Source organism: Chitinophaga varians, assembly GCF_012641275.1.
Classification (GTDB): Bacteria; Bacteroidota; Bacteroidia; order Chitinophagales; family Chitinophagaceae; genus Chitinophaga; species Chitinophaga varians_A.
This window is the reverse complement of record NZ_JABAIA010000001.1, coordinates 1,778,133-1,802,553: the sequence shown is the minus strand read 5'-3', so window position 1 is coordinate 1,802,553 and position 24,421 is coordinate 1,778,133. Positions and strand designations below refer to the sequence as shown.

The window sequence follows — 24,421 nt, the reverse complement described above, 5'->3', positions numbered from 1 at the left end:
TTGTAACGAAACAATATGAATGCACTAATTTCTACTGCTTTATCGGGCGTTGTTCTGATGTTTGTCGGTTTATTTGTACGCAATAAGCAGCATATTAAATTTTTTGCCATCGCGGCCATCATCATATCATTTATCGCTAACCTGGCACTGTATCCCACTGTGCTGCTGGGGAGCTATATCCAATTTGGTATGATTGAAGTATCAAAGTTCAGTGTGTTGTTTAATGCAGTGGCTTTAGGTGCAACCCTGATATATTTCCTGTTGTCAGGGAAAGAGTTTGAGAAAGTAGGTGAACATGTGGGAGATTACTTCGCCCTGATTTTCTTCATCCTGGCGGGTATTACGCTGGCTTCCTCCTTCAGCAACCTGCTGATGCTGTTCCTGGCCATCGAGATCATGTCTATTCCGCAGTATGTGCTGGCAGGGGCCGACCGTAAAAGCCTGAAAAGCAATGAGGCGTCCCTGAAATACTTCCTGATGGGCGCTTTTTCCACCGGTATCCTGCTGATGGGCATTACCCTGATTTATGGCGCCGCAGGCACCTTTAATATCGCCGAGCTCGGACTGGGAGCAGACCCGGTACATCCGCTGGCTTTGTGCGGTATTATCCTGATGGCTTTTGCCCTCGCTTTCAAAGTGTCCGCAGTGCCGTTCCACTTCTGGACACCTGACGTATATGATGGTTCTCCTACCGTTTTCACTTCTTTCATGGCTACTGTGGTAAAAGCCGGTGGTTTTGTGGCTTTCCTGCGGATGTTCCATGTGGCTTTCGCTGGGGGGGCTGTAAGCCATCACTGGACGCTGATCCTTTCTATCATCACGGCTGCTACCCTTATCCTGGGTAACTTCAGCGCGGTGTTCCAGCAGAGCGTAAAAAGAATGCTGGCTTATTCCAGTATCGCGCAGGCAGGTTTCATGTTGTTTGCCGTTATCGCTATCAATCAGTTCGCCGCACAGGGCATCATCCTGTATGCAGCTGCCTATAGCCTCGCTACTATCGGTGTGTTTGCCGTGCTGATGAAACTGAAGGACTATACTTTCGAAGGATTTAACGGCCTTGCCCGTAAACAGCCACTGTTGGCGCTGGCAACGACCATCTTCCTGTTCTCCCTGGCCGGTATCCCGGTTACAGCGGGTTTCTTCGCCAAATATTTTGTACTGTCTGCTGCTATTCAGCATGGTCATCTGCTGTGGCTGGTGATTGTGGGCGTACTGTGTGCCGCGATCAGCGTATACTACTATTTCCGCGTGATCATGGCCATGTATTTCAAACAGGGTGATCCGGAAGTAGAACCAATTTCTGGCGGCTTCAGGGCTGCGCTGGTGCTAACCATCGTCCTGGTATTGGTGCTGGGCCTGTTCCCCGGTCTGCTGATCGGCTGGCTGTAAAATCGTTACAAGACAAATTCTTTTTATAGGGAAAGGGAGCGGCCAGGCCGTTCCCTTTCTTATTTATAGCCCCTGTGACCGCTCAAACGGCATTGTCCGCGTTCCCTCACTTTTTATTTTGTGCCTGTCTGAACTTCCATTAACTTTATTATATGCGGTTTTTAGATATATTTTCCCTTGCTTATCGTTCCGTGAGTGGCAACAGACTACGCACGGGTCTTACAGTGTCCATCATTGCTGTAGGTATCACAGTACTGGTGGGCATTTTAACGGCCATCGACAGTATGAAAAACAGTATTTACTCCAGCTTTGCCAGCATGGGGGCCAACAGTTTTTCGCTTCGTAACCGCGATATGCAGGTGCATATCGGGAACGATGGGGATAAAGCGTCCAAGGGCAATAAAAACCAGAAAAAGGTCAGAAAATCCATCAGCAATAAACCTATTACGTACCAGGAGGCGCTGGCTTTTAAAGAAAGGTATCATTTCCCTGCCACTGTGAGCCTTAACTTCAGGGCGAGCGGCATTGCCACTGTTTATAAAGATGATAAGAAAACGAACCCCAATGTGACCGTTATCGGCGGAGACGAAAACTATCTCGATATCTCCAACTATACGATCCGTGACGGCCGCAATTTTAACGCACTGGACGTGTCGTCCGGGCGTAATGTGGCCATATTGGGTAAAGATGTGGCGGAGAAACTGTTTGGCCGCAAGCTTAAGAACGTGGTGAATAACACCATCCGTGTGGGCGACGTGCGTTACCGCGTCATCGGCGTACTGGAAAGCAAAGGCAGCAGTAATTTAATGAGTGCGGACAACGTAGTGATTACTACGGTCAACAATACACGAAGAATCTTCAACCGGCCTAACGCCTCTTATCAGATAGGCGTGGCCGTTAAGGACATTAAACAAATGGAGGCTGCACAGGGAGAAGCCATTGGTACCTTCCGTGTAGTCCGCCAGCTGGCCCTGAACGATGAAGATAACTTTACACTGAGCAAGAGCGATAGTATCGCAGAGATGCTGTTCCAGAGCCTTGGCACGGTGAACCTGTTCGCGGTGGCCATCGCGGCGATAACGCTCTTTGGTTCTGCCATCGGGTTGATGAACATTATGCTGGTATCTGTGGCCGAAAGAACGCGCGAAATAGGTGTTACCAAGGCTTTGGGCGCTACCAGCAAGACTATCCGCAAACAATTCCTCTACGAAGCCATTATCATCAGTACCATGGGGGGCCTTTTTGGCGCCCTGGCGGGCATGCTGCTGGGCAATGTCGTGTCCATACTACTGAAATCTTCTTTTGTCATCCCCTGGGCATGGATTTTAGTTGGTATTGCCCTCTGTGCCGCTGTAGGACTGGTTTCCGGCATTTACCCCGCTTATAAGGCCTCTAAACTGGACCCTATTATCGCTTTACGTTACGAATAGAATTCCCGGAATCAATTTGTTATCTTGTTCTTTCCAAAAAAGAAAGAGCATATGCCATTATTGATCGTTATTGCTGCTATTCTCCTGTTAGTGGTACTGGTTACCTGGTGTAAGATAAATACCTTCCTGTCTTTCCTGATTGTTTCCCTGCTGATGGGACTGGCCCTGCGTATGGAAATCGGGCAAATTACCCAGTCCATACAAACGGGTATTGGCAAAACATTGGGCTCGTTGATCGTGGTGATCGTCTGCGGCGGCATGTTGGGCAAACTGGTGGCCGAAAGTGGCGCTGCGCAGCGGATTGCCGGTGGACTGATGCGTTTGCTGGGGCCGCGGTATATCCAGTGGTCGCTGATGCTGACAGGCTTCATTGTAGGCATACCGCTTTTTTACAACATCGGTTTTGTGCTGATGGTACCGCTGATATTTACTGTAGCAGCGCAGACCCGGCTGCCGGCGGTGTACCTGGGCATTCCCATGTTGGCCTCCCTGTCTGTTACCCATGGCTACCTGCCGCCGCATCCTTCTCCTACTGCTTTAGTGCAGCAGTTTCAGGCCAGTATGGGACTGACGCTGCTGTATGGTATTTTGCTGGCGATACCGGCTATTATCCTGGCAGGCCCGGTGTTTTCCCGTTATCTGAAAAAATATACTACAGAGCCGGGAAAGATGTTTGTCGCGCCGCCGCTGCCGGAAGCGGAGCTGCCGGCTATGTTGCCCAGCCTGTTGGCTGCAATGTTGCCGGTGTTATTGCTGGCGGTGACAGCGATGCTGAAACTATGGTTGCCCGTTGGTCAACTGCCATACAAGCTGGTCACCTGGCTGGGAGATCCGCTGATCGTGATGTTGCTGGCGGTGCTGAACGGCTTATACCTGCTGGGTGTTCGCCGCGGTGTGCCTTCAAAAAAACTACTCGGCATGATGGACGACGCCGTAAAAGATATAGCGGTGATCATTCTGATCATCGGTGGTTCGGGCGCGCTCACGCAGCTGTTGCACGACAGCAAGGTGAGCGAATATATCGCGACAACGCTGCGGGACTTGCATATGCATCCGTTAATACTGGCATGGGGCATTGCGGCGATCATACGTGTGTGTATAGGATCGGCTACTGTAGCGGGATTAACAACCGCAGGTATCGTTGCGCCACTGATTGCCACCTCCGGCGTAAATCCTAACCTCATGGTGCTGGCTACCGGCGCCGGCAGCCTGATGTTTTCACATGTTAATGATGCCGGTTTCTGGATGTTCAAGGAATACTTTAACTTGTCTGTGAAAGATACGATCAAAACATGGTCAGTGATGGAAACCATCGTTTCAGTAACGGGACTTATCGGTAGTTTGCTGCTGAGCATGATTGTCTAACGTAAACCAATAAACGAAAATGACGCCCACTGAAAATTTTAAAGCACTGGGTCTTACGCTTCCACCTGCACCTGCACCGCTGGGCGTTTATAAACCGCTGCTGATAGATGGAAAACATGTGTATGTGTCTGGGCATGGTACCGTGCAGGACAACGGCAGCCTGATCATTGGCCGCATAGGAAAAGACATTACTAAGGAGGAAGGCAAACTGGCGGCCAGGCAGGTTGGATTGGCCATCCTCTCCACGCTGGTGGCCAACCTGGGCAGCCTCGATAACATCAAAAGAGTGATCAAGGTACTGGGAATGGTAAACTGCGTACCGGAATTTGAACACCATCCTTATATCATCAACGGCTGCAGCGAACTGTTTGCCGCGGTATGGGGACAGGAGAACGGCGTAGGCGTACGCAGCGCTGTTGGTTTTGGTTCCCTGCCCGATAATATTCCGGTAGAAATAGAAGCACTGTTTGAATTGTATTAATGATATAACCAATGGAATGGTATCAACTTCAGAACCCTGAACAGGTAGACTCACCGGCGCTGCTGGTGTATAAAGACAGGATTAAGCAAAACATCGATCTGTTAAAAACGATGATCGATGATGTACAACGGTTACGCCCACACGTAAAAACAAGCAAGATGGCCGAGGTGGTGCAAATGTTACAGGAAGCCGGAATACAAAAGTATAAATGTGCCACTATCGCGGAAGCGGAAATGCTTGGCATGGTAAAAGCCCGGGACGTGTTACTGGCTTATCAGCCAGTAGGCCCTAAGACAGCGCGTTTGTTGCAACTGGTGCAGCAGTATCCTGATACTGATTTTGCCTGCCTGGTGGATAATAAAGCCGCCGGAGAAGCTATCAGCCGGTTGTTTGCGGCTGCCGGCCGTCAGCTGCGGGTATATATCGATCTTAACGTAGGCATGAACCGCACCGGTGTTAAGCCGGAAGCGGCATTGGAGCTGTACCACTATCTGCATACGTTGCCGGGTATACGCCCCGTAGGCATACATGTGTACGATGGACATCTTCATGACACGGACATGGCTATACGAAAAAAACGTTGCGATGAGGCATATGGACCAGTACCGGTATTACAACATGCTATTGTGGCCAGCGGACTGCCGGAGCCGGTAATTGTTGCGGGAGGCTCGCCTACCTTTCCCATACATGCTGCCAGACCAGTGATTGAATGTAGTCCCGGAACTTTTGTTTTCTGGGATTGGGGCTATGGAAAAAATCTGCCGGAACAACCATTCCTGTGGGCGGCATTGGTATTATCGAGGGTTGTTTCTGTTATTGATGATCAGCTGTTGTGCCTGGATCTGGGACATAAATCTGTAGCGGCGGAAAACCCGCAGCCACGGGTGCATTTTCTGAATGCGCCGGACGCACAGCCGGTATCCCAGAGTGAAGAGCATCTGGTGCTCAAAGTGGCCGACACGGCTGCTTATCCTGTAGGCACAACGTTCTACGGTGTGCCATTGCATATCTGCCCTACGGTGGCATTGTATGAACGCGCTTATGTGGTGGAAGGCAACGTGTGTACAGGCACCTGGAAAGTGATTGCCAGAGACAGGACCATCGTGCACTAAAGATGTTTTTAGAATAATGAAAAAGGCCGTCAATTTTTTATTGACGGCCTTTTTGCTGCTGTTATAATATTAGCGTGTCTGTATCACTTTACGATTGTCTGTTTATCTTTTAAAAGCATTCGACGTGTCACCAATCATCTGTAATGGAAATACGGGTGTTTTTAGTAATACAATTGTGATAAAACATTCGTCTCATCAAATGTTTTAGGTTTCAGGCCCATAAACTCTGTGTACTGGGTAAGTGTGAGCAGGGGCTTCAACCTGTTGTGCAGCCCGTTCTGCATGCTGTTTAGTTTTGTCGTATAGGCTTTCTGGTTAGTTTGCTGTAATGATTGGATATTTATTTTCTGTTGCAGATAAGAGGTGACAATAGTGAGCAGCTTTGGCTTTTGTTGATCGGTGAGGAAGAGGGATTTGTCCAGTTTGGAAACAATAGAATTGGCTGTTCCATCAACGTTCATGGTGGGCGCCTGTGACAGGGAGAAGTTGGCAGCGGCGTTTACGGTGCAGCAAACAACGGCTGCCAACATCAGAAGGAGGAATACTTTTTTCATACGCAGTGGATCGATTTTGGTTACGGTCATTAAATATACTAAATAGGCCGTAACATCGACGCGTTACTGCATTACCAGTTTCACATAACGTTTGTGGTCATTCGCAATGTCTTCATGAGTCTGGTAAACGGCAACCAGTGTTTTATTGTCCACCCACCGAACTTCGTCAATTCCGTATTCAGTCAGTTCCGGTGCACCTACCAGCCGGATGTCTTTGTTATTGATTTCAAACAGTTGAAAGCCATTGGGATTAAAACCGGCTTCTATGTCCATGCTTGGGCAGAGGAAATACTTTTTATCGGGGGAAATAATTGGTGCTGTCCAGGTATACAGCGTATCGCCGTTATCGGGATTGAGCAGCTCAAAGCCATCGGCTTCATAATAGGTGGTGAATATGCCGTGCCGGTGTAAGGCAGGATAGTAGCCCGCATATCTGTAGAGGACATAAGCATCGTCATCCTCTGAATTATTGGTGCGTATTTTCTGCCCGCCGTTTGCCAGGTGAAACTCCAGTTGCTGGCCCACGCGTTTTACGTCGGTGGTTTTGCTGAGGGCATTTGTTTCTGAGGTATCGCCGGAGAGTTGATAGGCCGGGTATTGTTCATAGGTGGCTTTGTCAACAAAGGATACCAGGAATTTTTTGTCGCCTGCCTGTATGGTGTCGATATATTCAGGCTTGTCGCCGATACTGGCTTCCGGCGTGATGTTGTCGTGGGTTATCTGTGTGCTGTCGGGGTTGCCGGTTTGTTTGCCGCTGTTGCACGAATACAGAAAGTGAACAAACACCATCAGGAATAGGACCTTCTTTATCATAGTACGGAATTTAGGAATACAAATGTAAGTAATTATCATAGGGAAAATCATCTGCGGGGCAGGCGCAAACCATCGGCTTCGGTAAGGGTAAAATAGAAGGCGTAACCGGTGAGCATACCGCAGAGAAAACCTGTCAGATGGGCGGCGTTATCGATGTCCTGGGAGAAGCCGGCCACGAGAAGGTTCAGCAGAATAAACAGGCTGATGTAACCGAGGAAGTTGTGGCGGGCAGCAGGTGGAAAAAGACGGGTAGTAAGCAGCGCGAAGAATACGCCATAGATACCGAAGATAGCACCGGAAGCGCCTACGCCCACCATGTTGCGGTGAAACAACACACTGGCATAATCAGCAATTAACCCGGTGAGGAGGTAAGCGATAATAAACCGGAGCGGCCTGACCACCCTTTCCAGAAAAACACCGGCGATAAAAAGTCCCAACATATTGGTCAGCAAATGCCACCAGCCGGCATGTAAGAACATGCTGGTCAGCAGGCGCCAGTATTCACGCTGGCCTACGGTCAGCGGCCAGTAATTGGCGCCCCAGCGCAGCAACTGCTCGCCATTGCCCCACCAGAGGTCCATGCCAGCCATTATTGTCAGGAGATACACCAACACATTGGCAGCTATCAACAGCAGGGTGACGGGCATTTGTCTGAATCGGGTGAGTATATACATCCGTTAAAAGTTACGGATAATTCCCGAATAGGTTTATTGGTAGATATAGTCGAGATTCACCTGTGCATCGGAGCCCAGTTTGGTATATCCTTCCGAATGGAGGTGTACCGTTGCCCGTTGCGGATAACCATCTTTGTAGGCATAAAAAAATTGCACAGTGGTATTGCGATGGTATCGTTGGGAAGTTTTTTTGTAAACGGCTGTTTGTTGCTCGTCCATCTTTATCAGGGTAGGATTATTGGTGCTTACCGGCAGCAGGAAGGCAGCTACGCTGGGCAGCGGTGTTGATGACAGCACCGGGGCCATACCAGGACCTAATACCAGTTGATTGGCCAGCGGCCGGAGCGGATTGATGGTATCGTCCCATTCATACCGGGCGGAGCGCACATAAAAACCGGTATCCTGATGAGGGCCGATAAGGGTGTCGGTACAAATATTTTTCCAGTCAGGGTTGCCGTTGGTATAGTTCCAGCTCATGGCCAGCGAAGAGTCAATGTATTTCAGGCAGGACGGCATTCCCTTTTCCCAGGTAAGACGGGCTAAGCGCAAAGGGGTACTGTCTGCTCCGTAATACTGTACTTCCGTGATATTGCCAGCCTCGTCCCAGGCGCTGACGGTGGCTTTTTGCACAACTGTTTTCAGTTGATGGTTTTCGTCTGCCGATTCCATGCCGGTAAGGCGATTCTTATTGTCGTAGCTAAACGTGGTGACGTTGGTGTCCTGGTCACTATAATGTTTCACCAGTTTAATAAGATGTCCGGCCGAATCGTACTGAAAGGAATATTGCGGGATATTGTCACCATGTATGGTGATGGCAGCCAGGCGTGCCGGCGCCTTTTTAGCCTTGTGGGTGCCGCAGGCTGTAATAAGAATGGGTATCAGCAAACAGTAAAGGTATTTTGTCATACAAATGGCGGAAATAGGTGATGTATTGTATGAAAATACTAATAAGATTTGAGTTTTTCAGCGGTGGTATAGCTGAGGCTGCGAAATGAAGACCTGATAAAATTCTTCATCAAATAACCGGTAAAAAAAATCCCGGACTGTCTCCAGCCCGGGAAATATGGTATTCCGGTTGTCCGGAAAAATACTACTCAGCCACTACTTCAAACTCCATTTCGGTTTCGTTGCCTTTACCGAAATCCAGGCGTGCTTTGTAAGTACCTAATTCTTTTACATCATCCAGGATGTGGATGCGGCGACGGTCAATTTCGTAACCTTTCTGTTCTTTGATCGCGCGGGCAATCTGAACACCGGTAACGCTACCGAAGATTTTACCGGAAGTACCGGTTTTAGCGCCGATTTTAACAGGAGAAGCTTTCAGCACTTCCACCACTTTCGCGATTTCAGCCAGCAGTTTCTCTTCTTTCACTTTCTGCACTTTCAGGCGTTCCTGCAGTTGCTTCATGTTGGAAGGACTTGCTTCTACCGCGAATTTCTGCGGAATCAGGAAGTTCCTGGCGTAACCATTCTTTACGTTAACCAGTTCATTCTTCTGACCCAGGTTATCTACGTCTTGTATTAAGATAATTTGCATAACTTCTTACTTTAAAAGGTCAGTAACATAAGGCAATAAAGCCATTTGACGAGCTTTCTTAATAGCCTGGGCTACTTTACGCTGAAATTTCAGGGAGTTACCTGTGATACGGCGGGGCAACATTTTACCCTGGTCGTTCAAAAATTTCTTCAAAAACTCACCGTCTTTGTAATCTACGTACCTGATGCCCATTTTCTTGAAACGGCAGTATTTCTTCTGACGTTTCTCGGTTTTTACGGCTGTTAAGTACTTAATTTCTTGTTTTTTCGGTTTAACTGCCATAATAATTAAGCTTCAGTGGTTTTAGATTCTGCATTTACACCATGTCTTTTGCGGTTGTTGTACTCAACAGCGTGTTTGTCGAGCGCAGTGATCATGTGGCGTAATACATTTTCATCACGGTTAAGCTGGATTTTCAGCTTCTCATTGAGGTCGGATGGCGCACTGTATTCCAGAACCAGGTACATGCCTGTAGTCTTTTTCCGGATAGGATACGCCAGTGATCTTAATCCCCAGGGATTTTCGTGCGTTACATTTCCGCCGTTCTCTTTAACAAGATCAGCGAATTTTTTCTGAGCCGCTTTGTATTCGTCCTCAGAAAGCACAGGGGTAAAGATCACCATCAATTCGTAGTTCATAATTCCCTGTTTAAATGGTTTTAAATAAAAAAAATTGGAGTGCAAAGATACAGAACTATTGATAATTTCCACGTTCTGTTGACTTTTAATCCCTAAATATCTTGCCTTTTATCCTTCTTAATGTATAAAGTATTGTAAATCAAAATAAAAAACAGTCGCTCCGGTGTAATAGAGCGACTGTTTCTAATAACAAAATATCGAAATACCCAGGTATTACTGGTTCACCACGATCTTCGTCACCTGTACGTCCAGGCCCGACTGTACCCGCAGGAAATAAACACCCGCCGGCAACTGGCTCACATCCAGTGACCTGTTGTTTTTACCCTTGATCAGCGTGGTCTGTTCCTGATGACGGACTCTTCCCTGCATGTCGATCAACTGTATGGCCGCAGGACCATTCTTGCTCCAGTCGATCCAATATTGCAGCTGATGTCCCAGAATACACCACCATAATTGCAACCACAGGTCTTTGCCGGTCAACAGCACCGTTTTTACCGGACTATATTTAATGGTGCCATCGAGTCCCTGGTATTTGATCCGGTACTGGGCAATTCCCGGCCATGGTGATGCGTCATACCAAAGGTATTGATGCGCCTCCCCGGTAGTGCCTTGTGCCGCCACAGTATCCACCGGGGCAAAATGTATCAGGTTACGGGAACGCTCTATCACAAAGGAACCACTATTGATTTCATAAGGCGTGTTCCAGCTCAACTGCACCTTGCCGCCATCTACTTTGGCATCGAAGCTGTTCAGCGGCAACGGGTTCGCTAAAACGCGCAGGTCATAGCGGCTCAATACCGGATAGTGGTCTGTAGTGGTGGTACTGTAACTGCCTACCAGTTGCTGCACCTGCTGCATCACCCTGGCTGAGGCCGGCAGATAGGCCACGCCGGCTTCGTCAGACCCGATCACGTTGTCTATCACTGAAGAGAAACTGGCGGTGGAACGTTCCCCGGCAAGGCTCAGCGGTAAGGTCAACGGCTTGTAATGTAAGGTGTCATTCATGAAATCAATGTAGGATGTTGTGGTGTCGGGCGCTCGTTCTGTGGTAATGGTCCGCGCCAGGTCATCATTGAAGTCTCCCAGCATGATCAGGTTATTATAGGGATACTGCGCGTCCAGCGTATCTTTCAGCTCTTTGGCGCCGTTTTTCCGGCGGTCCCAGGAAACCAGTTTTTCTGCTTTGGTACCGGTATTGGCTTTGGCATGCAGCAATATAAAGTTGATCCGCGCAGAATCATTGTCCAGTTTGGCAGTGGCCTCCATCAGATAAGGGAACCGGCCGGACGACCAGTTATAATAGGCGTTGCTGCTGCCACCCTGACGTAATACGCCATAGGTGCGTATCTTCCGCACCACTGAGGTCTTATATACAAAAGCCAGTTTTTGTGCCAGGGCATAATCCACATCGGAAATGCTGTCTGCATAGGAACCGAAATCAGACATCACATAGCTGTAGCCCGGCAACTGGTTCACGACGGCCCTGAAGCGGGCAGTGTCCACCACTTCTGCCAGCGCATAAATATCGGCGTCCAGGTATTGCAGGATGCGGGTCACATTGGCCTGCTGTAAACTGTCATTGGCAGGGTTTTGTACCGGACTGCCAAACCATTCGATGTTCCAGTTCACCACTTTCAGGGAACGCAGTGAGGTGCCGCTCAGCCGTATATGGTTGTCGCTGAAGCCCGGAGCGCTGAATGCCAGCGTACCGTTGTAGGCCGTGTTGGCGGCGGCGGGCGCAAATCTCACCCATACCTGCTGAGGCCCTGCGTTGAGCGTGGCCAGGGGGATAGTGAGTTGTGAACTGTAGTTAGTACTGTCAACAGACAAGCTGAAACCGGCCGGTGCATTGATTTGCAGGTTGCCGGTGAAGTCGTTGGCCCAGTAGCTGATCAGCTGCGGGGCAGACTGCTGCCCGGATTTCACATAGTCAAAGTCAATGCCTGCAGGGCTGCTGGTAAGAGTGGGGGCCGGTGCGGCAGTGGTGTCTTTCAATCCAAAATCGTCTATGGTCCAGCGTGCGGCCTGCAGCGCCGGAGAGGAAGTGTATACAAAAGCGACATATACATTGGCGCCTTTGTGGCCTGCCAGGCTGATACCCTGGCTGACAGCCCACGCGTCGCTGCCGGTGGCAGGGAAACGGCCATTCAGTGTATGCCAGGTGGCATTGCGGGGATCGCCGCTGCCACTATAGTCTGTGGATACTTTCAGTGCCAGTGCTGGACCGGTAAAGGCAGTGCGGCTGCTGAAATAAAGCAGCGGTATCTGGAAGCCGGTCAGATCAAAGGCCGGCGATATCAGCCAGTCTTCATTGTCCTGGGCGCCGCCACTATAACCGTTGATCTGTATGCCGTTACTGTTATTTTGTCCGAAAGTGGTGCAGGCCCATGTTTGTGCGCCGGCCACACTGTATTGCGTAAAGCCGCCGCTCAGCGTGGTGCTGCCTGTTGGCGTGCAGTTGTTAAAGTCGAAGCTCAGCTGCTGTGCGCCGGTGCTAAAACGCCATTGGCTGCTGTCTGCAATGCCGGCAAAAGCGTTGCCGGAAAGATCCTTCACCAGCGCGCTGTCGGCAGTGATGTAATAACTGCTGTAAGGACGCAGTATTTTGTTCACAGTAAGCAGGTTGTTGTTAATGCTCAGCGCAGGCTGACCAATGGCAAATGTGTCTGTATGGCCGTTGCTGCTGTTATGCAGGTACAGGCTGCCCTGATTGGCCGCAACGTTTTCACTGAAGATAATTTGCAGTGGTGTTGACGGAGAGATATCAGTCGATTGGTTGGCAGGCACCAGGCTGCTGATGACCGGTGGTGTAACATCGCCACCGGCGCCTTCCACGGAGATATTGTCCACCGCGAAAGAAGGGCGGGAGCCGCCACCGCTGATCTGCCGGTTCACCCAGCGCAGCTGTACCACCGGCTGGTTGTTACAGGCAGCCGGTAATGTGATGCTGACATGCTGCAGCTGCTGCGGCAGTGTAATACCAGATCCGGTCTGGGTAACGGTATTATTCTGGTACGCAGTGCCGCTGATATTGATGAAACTACCGGTATCGCCTATACGATATTGCAGTCCCATTTCATTGATACGGGTATTGGTGGTGCCATCGTATGGATTCCTGATTGTCATGGCGTCATAGCTGACGGTGACGTTCACCTGTCCGCCGGTGTTGACGGCAAGTACCAGCGAATTGTCCACGGAGCCGCTGTTCAGAAAACCCAGTTTGCCGCTGTAATTGTACACGCCGTTGGCCGTGCCGGAAGCGCTGCCATTGGGTGTCAATGCCTTGTCGGCCGAAGGGGCGGCAGTATTGAAACTACTGCCGGGAGCACCGCTCAGCGTCCATCCCTGCCATCCGTCAGGATATACGGTGGAAGAGGCTGACAGGGCGTCGAAGTTTTCCTGGTAAGGCAGCTGCCGCGGTTGCGGCTGGCTCTGCGCCAACGCAACATGACCGTAAATAATGCAGGATAAAAGAAAAAGATAACGTAAAGGTCTACTCATAGATTAGATTTAAAATGAAAAAGGGGGTACAGATTCAGATATTTGGTTATCTAAATCTACTAAATTGCCGCTGCCCGAAAATGTTTTTATATGATTTATATGTTAATTTAGGGAGATTTATAATATTATCTTTTTATCGAATGTTGTTATTGTTGTGGTGATTGCTGTTGTATATCAGGTAAAAGTTTATGCGATGATTGACATCTTGTCAGCTTGTCCCCGGCTGGCATATCGTTTGAAAAAGTGAAGAGAAAAAAACCAGAAAATCAATGCAAAAAGGAGCAATACGTGTTCAAACGGAGAACATTTTCCCCATCATCAAAAAATTCCTCTACTCAGACCATGAAATCTTTATCCGCGAACTGGTAAGTAACGCAGTGGATGCGACACAGAAACTGAAAACCCTGGCCAGCGTTGGCGAATTCAAAGGAGAACTGGGCAACATAGACATTGAAGTAAGACTGGACAAAGAAAAAAAGACGATCACCATTGCCGACCACGGCATCGGTATGACTGCTGAAGAAGTAGATAAATACATTAACCAGGTGGCTTTTTCCGGCGCGGAAGAGTTCCTGAAAAAATATAAAGGCCAGGAAAACGGTACCAACATCATTGGTCACTTCGGCCTCGGTTTCTATTCCTCTTTCATGGTGAGCAGTAAAGTGGAAATCTTCTCCAAATCGTGGAAAGACGGCGCTGCAGCGGTCCGCTGGGAATGCGACGGCAGCCCGGAATATGAACTGGAAGAAGTAACCAAGGAAGACAGGGGCACTGAAATCGTGATGTACATCAACGAGGAAAGTGAAGAATTCCTGGACGAAGGCCGCATCCGTGCCATCCTCACCAAGTTCTGTAAATTCCTGCCGGTACCGGTGAAGTTCGAAGGCCAGCAGCTGAATAACACTACACCAGCCTGGACTAAAAAACCAAGTGAACTGACCACGGAAGATTACCAGAACTTCTACAAGGAATTGTATCCCTTTGCGGAAGCACCGCTGTTCTGGATTCACCTCAACGTGGATTATCCGTTCAATCTCACTGGTATCCTCTATTTCCCCAAAATCACCAAGAGCTACGAAATACAGAAAGATAAAATCAACCTGTATTCCAACCAGGTGTATGTGACCGATGAAGTAAAAGACATCGTACCGGAATTCCTGATGCTGCTGCATGGTGTGATAGATAGCCCGGATATCCCGCTGAACGTAAGCCGCAGCTACCTCCAGGGCGATCCGAACGTGAAGAAAATCAATGCCCACATCACGAAAAAAGTAGCGGACAAACTGGACGAGATGTTCCGTAACGACCGCAAAGGTTTTGAAGAGAAATGGGAATCCATCGGCCTGTTCGTGAAATACGGCATGATGACCGATGATAAATTCATGGACAAAGCCAATAAATTCCTTGTGCTTGAAAACGTGGATGGTGGCACGTTCTATACCCGTGAAGAGTACAAAGCCGCTGCTGAAGCACTGCAAACCAATAAGGAAGGCAAACTGGTGATCCTCTATGCTACCAATCCGGTACAACAGGACAGCTACGTGCAGGCCGCCAAAAACAAAGGCTTTATAGTGGTGAAAATGGAAACATTGGTGGATGCCGCTTTCATCAGCAACATCGAAGCTAAATGGGAAAACGTACAGTTCACCCGCGTAGATGCTGATATCGCTGACAACCTGATCGACAAGGACGAAAACAATAATACTGTTCTGACTGCCGACCAGGAAGGCAAACTGAAAGAAATCTTCACCGCACAGATAACACAGCCTAATATCAAGGTTGAACTGAAAGGCCTGACCGCAGATGCCCAGCCGGTAATCGTTACCCGCCCTGAATTCATGCGCCGTATGAAAGACATGGCCAGCATGGGCGGCGGCGGTATGAGCTGGTACGCTGCCATGCCGGACGAAATCAACATGACTGTCAACGCCAATCACCCGGTTTACCTGAACATCCTGGATGAAAAAGACAATGCATTACAGGAGAAACAAGTGAAGAACCTGGCCGACCTGGCACTGCTGTCCCAAAACCTGCTGACAGGCGCCGATCTTACTGCTTTTGTTAACAGAAGCGTGGAATTGATGGCTAACGCAAAGAAATAATATATTATACTTATAAAGCGGTCCCCTGGCATGATTGCCAGGGGACTTTTAGTAAACTAAAATCCCCGGAGCAAACTGCCCCGGGGATTTTTACTATAAGCTCTTCAGACTTTAATTCGAAGCTCTGATATCAATGACTTTCAATTGCAGACTGGTTTGGCCGTTCCATTCGTTTTCATCGATATTGAACACCATATCGAACGGTTTTTTGCTGCTGACGATCGGAAATTTGTCGGCCATATAAAATCCGATGCCTGAGAGGGTAGGACCGGTGCGGCCCTGCCTCACGGAGAATTTGATATGTTCTTCCTTTACCAGTTTGGAATAGCCGGTATCAGTAATATTCCGGGCCAGAAAAACGGGGCGCAGGTTATCCGGTCCCAGTGGCTCAAATTGTTTGAGGATATTATAAAAGGCGTTGGTAATATCGTTGAAGTAAATTTCTGTGTCGATCACTATTTCCGGGACAAGCTGGTCGGGCCGGATACTGCCGGCCACCACTTCCTCAAAGCGTTGCTGGAAAGCAGGGACGTTTTCCGGTTTGAGGGTCATGCCGGCTGCATAAAAGTGGCCGCCATAGTTCACGAGCAGGTCTTTACACTGGTGGATGGCTTCATACACATTGAAGCCGGTAACGGAGCGGGCGGACCCTGCCACCACGTCATTGGACTGTGTCAGGATGATGGTGGGGCGATAGTAGTATTTATCGATCAGCCGCGAAGCCACGATGCCTACCACGCCTTTATGCCAGTGTGCCTGGTATAGCACAGTTGATTTCCTGAGACCGACAGATTCGTCGTTTTGCAGCAGGGAGACAGCTTCCTGGGTGATGGTATTGTCTATTTCCTTTCTGTCAAAGTTGTCTGCATGCAGTACAGCAGCTATAGCGGCGGCTTTTTCCTCGTCGTTTTCTATAAAAAGGTTGACGGCTTTGCGGGCGTCGTCCATCCTGCCGGCCGCATTTACGCGGGGCGCAATGACAAATACGAGATTGGAGATCGTGAGTTGTTCTTTCAGTTCGCTGAGGGTGATCAGGGCCTTAATGCCGGGCAACGGGCTGCTGTTTACCTTTTTCAGCCCGTGAAAGGCCAGTATCCTGTTTTCTCCGGTCATCGGGACAATATCCGCCGCGATGCTGGTGGCTACCAGGTCGAGGTATTGATTGGCTTCTTCGATGGGAATGCCTCTTTTCTGGGCGAAGGCGCAGATCAGCTTGTAGCCGATACCGCAGCCGCTCAGCTCCTTATAGGGATAAGGGCAATCGTATTGTTTCGGGTTCAGGATGGCCACCGCCGGAGGTACAACCGCGTCTGGCAGGTGATGGTCGCAGATGATGAAATCTATTCCCATTTCTTTGGCCGCTGCAATCAGTTCTACCGATTTGATGCCGCAGTCCAGCGCTATCACGAGGCTAAAATCGTTGTCGCGCGCGTAAGCGATGCCTTCCGTAGAGATGCCGTATCCCTCCCGGTACCGGTGTGGGATATAAAATTCTATATTATTGTAGAGTTTGTGTAGAAAAGCGTACACAGTGGCTACGGCCGTACAGCCGTCCACATCGTAATCGCCATATATTAATATTTTCTCATGGCGGAAAAATGCCAGTTCAATACGCGAAATGGCTTTGTCCATATCCTTCATCAGCCAGGGATCATGGAGATCATCGAGGGTGGGACGAAAAAACTGGCGGGCAGCCTCATAGGTATGCACATGCCGTTGTACTAACAGCCGGCACAGCAAAGGATGTATGCGAAGCGAGGATTGAAGCGCTTTTTCCTGGTTTGGTTGATATGCTTTGACTGTCCAGCGTTTTTGCATTATGTTGTCAGGTAAAAGGAACCGTTTTAAAAGTGAAAAATGTAAAATAATAATGTAAGTGGCAATGGCTGGCGGTTTCCGCAGGAGCCATTACAGCTACAGTTTACATTTATTATTTTACATTTTTGATTTTTTCTTCTAAAATGTTCTGTCGGTAGTGAACCTTACCAGCGATTCCAGGCCGTTTCGGATATCGTTCTGCGGGAACTTATGCAGGATAGCGAGGGCTTCATCGCGGTATTCCAGCATTTTCTGTTTGGTGTAATCAATTCCGCCGGAAGCTTTTACGAGCTGGATGACTTCTTCCACCCGGTCTTTTTCCGTATTGTGATTTTTAACGATGTTGATGATCCTCCGCCTCGTTTCAGGCGTGGCGTGTTCGAGGGTGTATATCAGCGGCAGGGTCATTTTCTTTTCGCGGATGTCGATACCGGTCGGTTTGCCGATTTTGGCAGAACCATAATCAAAGAGGTCGTCCTTGATCTGGAAGGCGATACCTACTTTTTCGCCGAACAGCCGCATTTGTTCCGTGGAGTGGTCGTCGTTGCTGGCGCTCCATGCGCCGGCAGCGCAGGCGGAGGCCAGGAGGGAGGCTGTTTTGCGGCGAATGATCTCAAAGTAAATATCCTCTTTGATATTCAGCTTCCTGGTTTTTTCAATCTGGAGCAGTTCCCCTTCGCTCATTTCCTTTACCGCTTCAGAGAGGATCTGGAGGGAGCGGAAGTCATTGTTGTTCAATGATAACAGAAGCCCTTTGGACAATAAATAGTCACCAACGAGGACGGCTATTTTATTTTTCCATAATGCGTTGATGGAAAACAATCCGCGGCGCTGGTTGGCGTCATCCACCACATCGTCATGCACCAGGGTAGCAGTGTGCAGTAGTTCCACGAGTGCAGCGGCCCGGTAGGTGCTTTCCCCGATTTCATTACTGAAAAGCCGGGCAGACAGCAGTACAAACATCGGCCGGATCTGTTTTCCTTTCCGCTTTACTATGTAATGCATGATCCGGTCCAGTAACGGCACGTGGCTTTTTACTGAATCTGCGAATTTGCCTTCAAAATCCTGTAATTCCTTACCTATCAGTTGCTTGATATCGTCCATGTATAAAATAAAAAGGATTGCTAAGCTAGGTTTTAAATGGGAAACTTTAACATTTTGGCCTTTAATTTGTATATGAAGTATAACATTCCTTTAACACAGGCGAAGGAATCTTTTAACAAGGGCTAAACAATACTTTAACTTAACGTAGAAATAAGGTATATAAATACTTTCAGTTAAGCTCTAATATTGAAGCACTTATCAATGAAAATAATATTGCAAGAAAAATTTGTATATTCATTTATGATATTTACCTTTGCTAGGTAAAAAACGGGTTATTAGTAAATTTTTAACAGTTTTTAAATAAAACACAATTATGGCAAGCAAAAAGTACTTATTACTGGCAGGCGCTGTGGGGTTACTAACAGCATCTACCGGTTTTGCACAGGTTCAACCAACCGGCTATGATGCACTGGATTCTTCCAAAGTGTCAGGCAAGCGGTTGGTACAACAAAATAACTTCCTGAACCATCAATCAAACTTCCCTGGTAAACCAAGGGATATGTGGGAACTGGGTCTTCACGGCGGTTTACACCTGATCAGCGGAACTGTTCCTCCTCAGCCTGGTTTCGGTGGCGGTATCTCCCTGAGAAAAGCACTGGGTCATACCTTCTCCTTGAGAGCTGAGTACATCGGTTCTATCGACAAAGGCCAGGATTACAAACTGCGTCCGACTATCGCAGCCGCTGGTAACCCTTGGGCAGCAACTGCAGCTAGAAACGGCGGTATGATCGTTCCTAACTACCGTTCTCAGAACCACCAGCTGTCTTTGGACATGATCGCTTCCCTGAGCAACATCCTGTTCTACAAAGCAGAACCTAAAGTTAACTGGTACGTTCTGGCTGGTTACTCTATCGTAATGGCTGACGTTGACGTTGACGCTCTGGACGCTAACGGTAACGGTTATGACTACTCCGGCATCAACTTCGGTGCTAAACGTAGCGACATCAGAAAACAACTGAACAACCTGAGAGATAAGAAATACGAGCAAAACGCTCCTTCTCAGGGTAACAGAATCTCTATCGGTCGTAAAGATGACAACCAGCTGCTGCGTCACGCACTGGACCTCGGTACCGGTATTGCTTTCAAAGTTTCCAAACGCTTCAACATTGGTGTAGAAGAGAAAATCACCATGCCTTTTGACGCTTACCTGGATGGTTATCCTGGTCCCGGCGGTTCTACAAAAGACTTCTACTCTTACACCAGCCTGCGTCTGAACTTCAACCTGGGTAACGCTTCTAAACGCGTACAGCCTCTCTGGTGGATCAACCCGCTGGAATACGCTTACAGCGAGCTGAGCAACCCTCGTCACATGAAACTGCCTACTCCTGTTCTGCCTGATGCTGACGGTGATGGCGTTACTGATCAGTTCGACCGCGAACCTAACACTCCTGCAGGTGCACCAGTTGATTCTCACGGTGTAGCTAAAGATACAGACGGTGACGGCGTTCCTGATTACAAAGACAAACAACTGATCACTCCTACTTACTGCCAGCCAGTTGACGCTGACGGTGTTGGTAAATGCCCGGATCCTGAGTGCTGCAAAGGTAAAGTTGCTGAAACTTCCTGCGCTTCCCTGGTTCTGCCTAGCGTTTCCTTCAAAGGTGCTTCTACTAAAGTAGGTCGTGACCAGGAAGCTATCCTCGCTTCTGTTGCTTCTACCCTGAAAGCTAACCCTTCCTGCAACGTGCTGGTTACTGGCCACGCTGGTGCAAAAGGTAAAAAAGGTGGTGTTGACCTGAGCAGCCGTCGTGTTGACTCTGTGATCGACTACCTGGCTGACAAACAAGGCATCGACCGCGGTCGCTTCATCAAACAAAACACTCCTGGTGAATCCGGTACTGTTGACTTAGCTCCTGCTAACTAATCAGTTCCATCTCACTAAGATGAATAACTAAAAAGAGCCTCTCCCAGTATATCGGGAGAGGCTTTTTTAATGCCAACCAACCCCAATCAACCTCTTCCACTGTCACCTTTTTATTGCTGGTCTCAATATTTACTCCTAATTTTGGGGGCTTTTTTAAAAAATTTTTTTTGTGGGCATAAACATTAACAGGGTTACCCTGGCAGGTTTAGTAGTAGCGCTGGGTATCATCTACGGCGACATCGGAACTTCTCCGCTCTATGTTTTTAAAGCCATTGTTGGCGGTAATCCCATCAGCGACTTGCTCGTTATCGGCGGTATCTCCTGTATCATCTGGACGCTGACCTTACAAACCACCGTTAAATACGTTATTCTTACCCTCCGGGCAGATAATAAAGGCGAAGGAGGTATCTTCTCCCTGTATGCCCTTGTCAGACGACATGCCAAATGGACGGTAATTTTTGGCATGATCGGCGGCGCTGCCCTCCTGGCAGATGGCATCATCACCCCACCTATCACCGTTACCTCTGCTATTGAAGGTCTCCGCACCCTTGAAGTATTTAAAGACCTGAGCCAGCTGACGATCGTAAAAATCGTGTTGACCATCATCACCGGCCTGTTCATCATGCAGCAGTTCGGCACCGTGTCTATCGGGCGTATGTTCGGCCCTATCATGGTATTATGGTTTTCTATGCTGGGCATCCTCGGTATCTCCCATATCACAGACGATTTGGGCATTCTCCGGGCCTTCAGCCCTCATTATGCCATCGAATTGCTGACCACCTACCCGAAAGGGTTCCTGATCCTGGGCGCCGTATTCCTCTGTACCACCGGGGCCGAAGCCCTCTATTCCGACCTGGGGCACTGCGGCCGGGGAAATATCCGTGTATCCTGGATTTTTGTGAAATCCTGCCTGATACTGAACTATCTCGGTCAGGGCGCATGGCTTCTAAGCCAGAAAGGACAAATCCTGCCTAAAGACCAGAACCCGTTCTTTATGATCATGCCGGAATGGTTTATCATCTTCGGTGTACTGATCGCTACCCTGGCCTCCATTATTGCCAGCCAGGCACTCATATCCGGGTCTTTTACCCTTATTGCGGAAGCCATGCGGCTCAACCTATGGCCTAAAATGCGGGTAAACTATCCCACTGAAATGCGCGGACAGCTCTATATCCCCGGTATCAATACCATGCTTTTTGTTGGCTGCGCGGCCATCGTTATACTCTTCCAGGAATCTTCCCACATGGAAGCGGCCTACGGCCTGTCTATCACTATCTGTATGCTGATGACCTCCTGCCTGTTCGCATTCTACCTCTATACCCGAAGGGTCTGGACAGGCTGGATACTACTATATCTTATTGTATACCTCTCTATCGAATTCTCGTTCCTGTTTGCCAACCTGGTGAAATTCATGCATGGCGGTTATGTGACCGTAGTCGTGGCAGGGGCCCTCTTCCTCGTCATGATCGTATGGTTCAAGTCCCGCAAGATCAAAAACCGTTACGTGGAATTTGTACGGCTGGAAGATTACCTGCCCATCATCCAGGAACTCAGCAACGACACGTCTATTCCCAAATATGCCACTCACCTGGTGTATATGAGCAGCGCGGACAATCCCAAGGAGATAGAACATAAAATCATCTACTCCATCCTCAATAAAAAGCCGAAAAGAGCCGATATATACTGGTTTGTACACGTTGACGTGGTAGATGAACCCTATCTCAGTGAGTACTCCGTGCAGACCATCATTCCTAACGAAGTGATCCGGGTGGAATTCAGACTGGGCTTTAAGGTGGAACAAAGAATCAACCTGATGTTCAGAATGGTGGTGGAAGATATGGTAAGAAACAAGGAAGTGAACATCACCAGCCGTTATGAATCTCTCAGTAAAAACAATGTGGTAGGAGACTTTCAGTTCATTGTTATGGAAAAATTCCTTTCCCACGATAATGATCTGCCATTATATGAAAGAATGGTCATGAAGATGTATTTCTTCCTGAAAAAAATCAGTCTCTCGGAAGAGAGAGGCTTCGGGCTGGACTCCAGTTACGTGACCATCGAGAAATACCCGCTGGTAGTGGCTCCGGTCACCAACCTGCAATTAAGGCGCATTATTCACCACTAGTTGGTCGGAAGATTTTGATAAACGGAAACCGGGATTTACTCAAAAATCCCGGTTTTTTTTATGATCTTGGGTATCATGGATTTTAAGAGAGAATTGGGCTGTAGTATGATAACCCATCTCCAAATATCAAAATCTCTAAAATTTAGTATGGTGAACAAATTTTTTGGCGTGCTGGTGTTGCTGGCATTGCAACAAAACGTATGGGCCCAAAGTGGCCCGGCCGGCGACTATCAGGAGAAACCTGATCCCAGACCGGTCAACAAAGCTTCCTGGGAAGCTGTAAAAGGTAACCAGCCTCACGTTGCCTTCGGTTCCGCAGATATCCGTTATGAAAAAAGAAATGCACCCGCGGAACAAAGCCTGGCTTCCTCCTGGAACGCTAAAGCCTGGAAAGGTGAACGGATACATACCCAGTTTCTGATCTGGACCACGCAACCGCTCAATGGTGTAAGCATTGCTACCAGCGCGCTGCAGGGCAGCAAAGGGGCCACCATCCCCGCTTCCGCGATCACCACGGGTTTTGTAAGATATGTTATGACGGACGAGCTGAATAAAGACGGCAGCGGTTGTGGTTATCGTAAGCCGGAAAACTTTGATTCTTCCCTGGTGGCTGATGGCATTGACATCCAGCGTACCAGAGACATCGCCGCCAATCAAACGCAGCCCGTGTGGCTGAGCATACAGGTTCCCGCCGGTACCGCTGCAGGCGTGTATAAAGGCACTGTAAAAATCAATGCCGGCGGCACTGTCAGCAGTCTGCCCTACGAAGTGGAAGTGCTGAATCATACACTGCCGGCGCCGAAGGACTGGAAATTCCATCTGGACCTCTGGCAGAGCCCTGACGCTATCGCCCGTATGTATGGCGTAAAACCCTGGAGTGATGCGCATTTTAAAGCCATGACACCCTATATGCAGATGCTGGCCAACGCCGGTCAGAAATGTATCACTGCCACGCTTATTTATGACCCGTGGAACAGCCAGACGGAAGACGTATATGGCAGCATGATAAAATGGACCAAAAAGAAAAACGGTACGTGGACTTACGACTATACCATCTTCGACAAATGGGTGGAATATATGATGGGACTGGGCATTAAAAAGGAAATCAACTGCTACAGCATGATTCCCTGGAACCTGAAGTTCTACTACTATGACGAAGCCAAAGGAAAAGACACGCTGCTGATCGCGAAACCTGGTTCTCCGGAATATGCCGCACACTGGCAGCCCATGTTGAATGACTTTGTTAAACACCTGAAAGCCAAAGGCTGGTTCAATATCACCACTATCGCCATGGACGAGCGTCCTATGGCAGACATGCAACAGGCGCTGACACTCATCCGCAAGGCCGATAAAGACTTTAAACTATCACTGGCAGGCAGCTATCATGCACCACTGGACAAAGATATTTATGACTTCTGCGTGGCCTCCAAAGAGCCGTTTCCGGATGAAGTATTACAGGCAAGGCTGAAGAAAGGCTGGCCTACCACTTTCTATACCTGCTGCACCGAAGGGTTCCCTAACACATTTACTTTTTCACCTCCTGCGGAAGCCGCCTTTATGGGCTGGCATGCTGCCTACAAGGGATACACCGGTTATCTGCGCTGGGCTTATAACTGCTGGGTAAAAGCACCGTTGCAGGATAGCCGTTTCCGCGCCTGGGCAGCAGGAGACACCTACTTCGTATATCCGGGGCCGCGGTCATCTATACGGTTTGAGCGGCTGGTAGAAGGGGTGCAGGACTATGAGAAAATCCGTATTCTGCGGGAAGAATTCACAAAAGCCAATAATCGCGAGGGGTTGAGCAAACTGGAAAAGATGTTGTCCCCGTTTGATATTAACGCTCCGAAAACCACGCCGGCAGGCGATTTGCTGAAGACGGCCAAAGAAACACTGAATGCTTTATAAAAGAAAAAT

The 24,421-nt window shown here is 48.8% G+C and carries 19 protein-coding genes; 9 read left to right on the top strand and 10 right to left on the bottom strand.

Features of this window, described 5'->3' with window-relative positions:
• Positions 1–15: 15 nt before the first annotated feature.
• From HGH92_RS07245 to HGH92_RS07225, 5 genes are all read left to right on the top strand, one after another.
• Positions 16–1,389: an NADH-quinone oxidoreductase subunit N gene (locus tag HGH92_RS07245; protein ID WP_168870055.1), complete on the top strand. Its 1,374-nt coding sequence runs from the start codon at positions 16–18 to the stop codon at positions 1,387–1,389.
• Between the two features lie 152 nt (positions 1,390–1,541).
• Complete coding sequence (locus HGH92_RS07240) at positions 1,542–2,819, top strand: ABC transporter permease (protein ID WP_168870054.1); 1,278 nt, start codon at positions 1,542–1,544, stop codon at positions 2,817–2,819.
• A gap of 51 nt (positions 2,820–2,870) precedes the next feature.
• On the top strand, positions 2,871–4,184 hold the full coding sequence (locus tag HGH92_RS07235; RefSeq protein WP_168870053.1) for a gluconate:H+ symporter: 1,314 nt from the start codon (positions 2,871–2,873) through the stop codon (positions 4,182–4,184).
• Between the two features lie 19 nt (positions 4,185–4,203).
• Positions 4,204–4,665 carry a RidA family protein gene (locus HGH92_RS07230; protein WP_168870052.1) on the top strand — a complete coding sequence of 154 codons (462 nt, stop codon included), beginning with the start codon at positions 4,204–4,206 and terminating at the stop codon, positions 4,663–4,665.
• Between the two features lie 11 nt (positions 4,666–4,676).
• Complete coding sequence (locus HGH92_RS07225) at positions 4,677–5,777, top strand: D-TA family PLP-dependent enzyme (RefSeq protein ID WP_168870051.1); 1,101 nt, start codon at positions 4,677–4,679, stop codon at positions 5,775–5,777.
• A 161-nt stretch (positions 5,778–5,938) separates the two neighbouring features.
• Here the strand turns inward: HGH92_RS07225 and HGH92_RS07220 are convergent, their stop codons facing one another.
• The 8 genes from HGH92_RS07220 to HGH92_RS07185 form a co-directional block, all read right to left on the bottom strand.
• Entirely contained in the window at positions 5,939–6,331 is a 393-nt protein-coding gene (locus tag HGH92_RS07220; protein ID WP_168870050.1) for a hypothetical protein, read from the bottom strand.
• Positions 6,332–6,394: 63 nt separating this feature from the next.
• Positions 6,395–7,144 (bottom strand): hypothetical protein, encoded by a 750-nt coding sequence (locus tag HGH92_RS07215; RefSeq protein WP_168870049.1) that lies wholly within the window; start codon positions 7,142–7,144, stop codon positions 6,395–6,397.
• Between the two features lie 47 nt (positions 7,145–7,191).
• Positions 7,192–7,818, bottom strand: coding sequence for a rhomboid family intramembrane serine protease (locus tag HGH92_RS07210; RefSeq protein WP_168870048.1), 627 nt, complete (start codon positions 7,816–7,818; stop codon positions 7,192–7,194).
• Between the two features lie 33 nt (positions 7,819–7,851).
• Positions 7,852–8,724 carry an RHS repeat domain-containing protein gene (locus HGH92_RS07205; protein ID WP_168870047.1) on the bottom strand — a complete coding sequence of 291 codons (873 nt, stop codon included), beginning with the start codon at positions 8,722–8,724 and terminating at the stop codon, positions 7,852–7,854.
• A 184-nt stretch (positions 8,725–8,908) separates the two neighbouring features.
• The gene (gene rplI / locus HGH92_RS07200; protein ID WP_078668864.1) at positions 8,909–9,355 is read right to left on the bottom strand and encodes a 50S ribosomal protein L9; all 447 of its coding nucleotides are present in this window, start codon (positions 9,353–9,355) and stop codon (positions 8,909–8,911) included.
• Positions 9,356–9,361: 6 nt separating this feature from the next.
• Positions 9,362–9,637: a 30S ribosomal protein S18 gene (rpsR, locus tag HGH92_RS07195; protein WP_078668863.1), complete on the bottom strand. Its 276-nt coding sequence runs from the start codon at positions 9,635–9,637 to the stop codon at positions 9,362–9,364.
• Positions 9,638–9,642: 5 nt separating this feature from the next.
• Positions 9,643–9,993, bottom strand: a complete 351-nt coding sequence (gene rpsF / locus HGH92_RS07190) for a 30S ribosomal protein S6 (protein ID WP_211092553.1) — start codon at positions 9,991–9,993, stop codon at positions 9,643–9,645.
• Positions 9,994–10,206: 213 nt separating this feature from the next.
• Entirely contained in the window at positions 10,207–13,494 is a 3,288-nt protein-coding gene (locus HGH92_RS07185; RefSeq protein ID WP_168870046.1) for an Ig-like domain-containing protein, read from the bottom strand.
• Positions 13,495–13,763: 269 nt separating this feature from the next.
• On the opposite strand from HGH92_RS07185, the gene htpG reads away from it, so the two are divergent.
• Positions 13,764–15,596 carry a molecular chaperone HtpG gene (gene htpG, locus HGH92_RS07180; RefSeq protein ID WP_168870045.1) on the top strand — a complete coding sequence of 611 codons (1,833 nt, stop codon included), beginning with the start codon at positions 13,764–13,766 and terminating at the stop codon, positions 15,594–15,596.
• A 111-nt stretch (positions 15,597–15,707) separates the two neighbouring features.
• Here htpG and recJ read toward each other — a convergent pair whose 3' ends face one another.
• The gene (gene recJ / locus HGH92_RS07175) at positions 15,708–17,414 is read right to left on the bottom strand and encodes a single-stranded-DNA-specific exonuclease RecJ (RefSeq protein WP_168870044.1); all 1,707 of its coding nucleotides are present in this window, start codon (positions 17,412–17,414) and stop codon (positions 15,708–15,710) included.
• A gap of 138 nt (positions 17,415–17,552) precedes the next feature.
• Positions 17,553–18,518, bottom strand: coding sequence for a polyprenyl synthetase family protein (locus HGH92_RS07170; RefSeq protein ID WP_168870043.1), 966 nt, complete (start codon positions 18,516–18,518; stop codon positions 17,553–17,555).
• 313 nt (positions 18,519–18,831) lie between these two features.
• Between HGH92_RS07170 and HGH92_RS07165 the strand changes: the two genes are divergently transcribed.
• The 3 genes from HGH92_RS07165 to HGH92_RS07155 all read left to right on the top strand — a co-directional run bounded on the left by HGH92_RS07165 (position 18,832) and on the right by HGH92_RS07155 (position 24,412).
• Positions 18,832–20,382 (top strand): OmpA family protein, encoded by a 1,551-nt coding sequence (locus HGH92_RS07165; protein WP_168870042.1) that lies wholly within the window; start codon positions 18,832–18,834, stop codon positions 20,380–20,382.
• A gap of 169 nt (positions 20,383–20,551) precedes the next feature.
• A complete protein-coding gene (locus HGH92_RS07160) occupies positions 20,552–22,507 on the top strand; it encodes a KUP/HAK/KT family potassium transporter (protein ID WP_168870041.1) in 1,956 nt (651 codons plus the stop codon).
• Between the two features lie 147 nt (positions 22,508–22,654).
• Positions 22,655–24,412: a DUF4091 domain-containing protein gene (locus HGH92_RS07155; protein ID WP_168870040.1), complete on the top strand. Its 1,758-nt coding sequence runs from the start codon at positions 22,655–22,657 to the stop codon at positions 24,410–24,412.
• Positions 24,413–24,421: the final 9 nt, after the last annotated feature.

Coding starts and splice junctions, on each gene's coding strand:
- recJ (WP_168870044.1), bottom strand. CDS start 17,414: ATGCAAAAACGCTGGACAGTCAAAGCATATCAACCAAACCAGGAAAAA.
- HGH92_RS07235 (WP_168870053.1), top strand. CDS start 2,871: ATGCCATTATTGATCGTTATTGCTGCTATTCTCCTGTTAGTGGTACTG.
- HGH92_RS07185 (WP_168870046.1), bottom strand. CDS start 13,494: ATGAGTAGACCTTTACGTTATCTTTTTCTTTTATCCTGCATTATTTAC.
- HGH92_RS07210 (WP_168870048.1), bottom strand. CDS start 7,818: ATGTATATACTCACCCGATTCAGACAAATGCCCGTCACCCTGCTGTTG.
- HGH92_RS07205 (WP_168870047.1), bottom strand. CDS start 8,724: ATGACAAAATACCTTTACTGTTTGCTGATACCCATTCTTATTACAGCC.
- rpsR (WP_078668863.1), bottom strand. CDS start 9,637: ATGGCAGTTAAACCGAAAAAACAAGAAATTAAGTACTTAACAGCCGTA.
- htpG (WP_168870045.1), top strand. CDS start 13,764: ATGCAAAAAGGAGCAATACGTGTTCAAACGGAGAACATTTTCCCCATC.
- HGH92_RS07165 (WP_168870042.1), top strand. CDS start 18,832: ATGGCAAGCAAAAAGTACTTATTACTGGCAGGCGCTGTGGGGTTACTA.
- HGH92_RS07230 (WP_168870052.1), top strand. CDS start 4,204: ATGACGCCCACTGAAAATTTTAAAGCACTGGGTCTTACGCTTCCACCT.
- HGH92_RS07215 (WP_168870049.1), bottom strand. CDS start 7,144: ATGATAAAGAAGGTCCTATTCCTGATGGTGTTTGTTCACTTTCTGTAT.
- HGH92_RS07245 (WP_168870055.1), top strand. CDS start 16: ATGAATGCACTAATTTCTACTGCTTTATCGGGCGTTGTTCTGATGTTT.
- HGH92_RS07155 (WP_168870040.1), top strand. CDS start 22,655: ATGGTGAACAAATTTTTTGGCGTGCTGGTGTTGCTGGCATTGCAACAA.
- HGH92_RS07225 (WP_168870051.1), top strand. CDS start 4,677: ATGGAATGGTATCAACTTCAGAACCCTGAACAGGTAGACTCACCGGCG.
- rplI (WP_078668864.1), bottom strand. CDS start 9,355: ATGCAAATTATCTTAATACAAGACGTAGATAACCTGGGTCAGAAGAAT.
- rpsF (WP_211092553.1), bottom strand. CDS start 9,993: ATGAACTACGAATTGATGGTGATCTTTACCCCTGTGCTTTCTGAGGAC.
- HGH92_RS07220 (WP_168870050.1), bottom strand. CDS start 6,331: ATGAAAAAAGTATTCCTCCTTCTGATGTTGGCAGCCGTTGTTTGCTGC.
- HGH92_RS07240 (WP_168870054.1), top strand. CDS start 1,542: ATGCGGTTTTTAGATATATTTTCCCTTGCTTATCGTTCCGTGAGTGGC.
- HGH92_RS07170 (WP_168870043.1), bottom strand. CDS start 18,518: ATGGACGATATCAAGCAACTGATAGGTAAGGAATTACAGGATTTTGAA.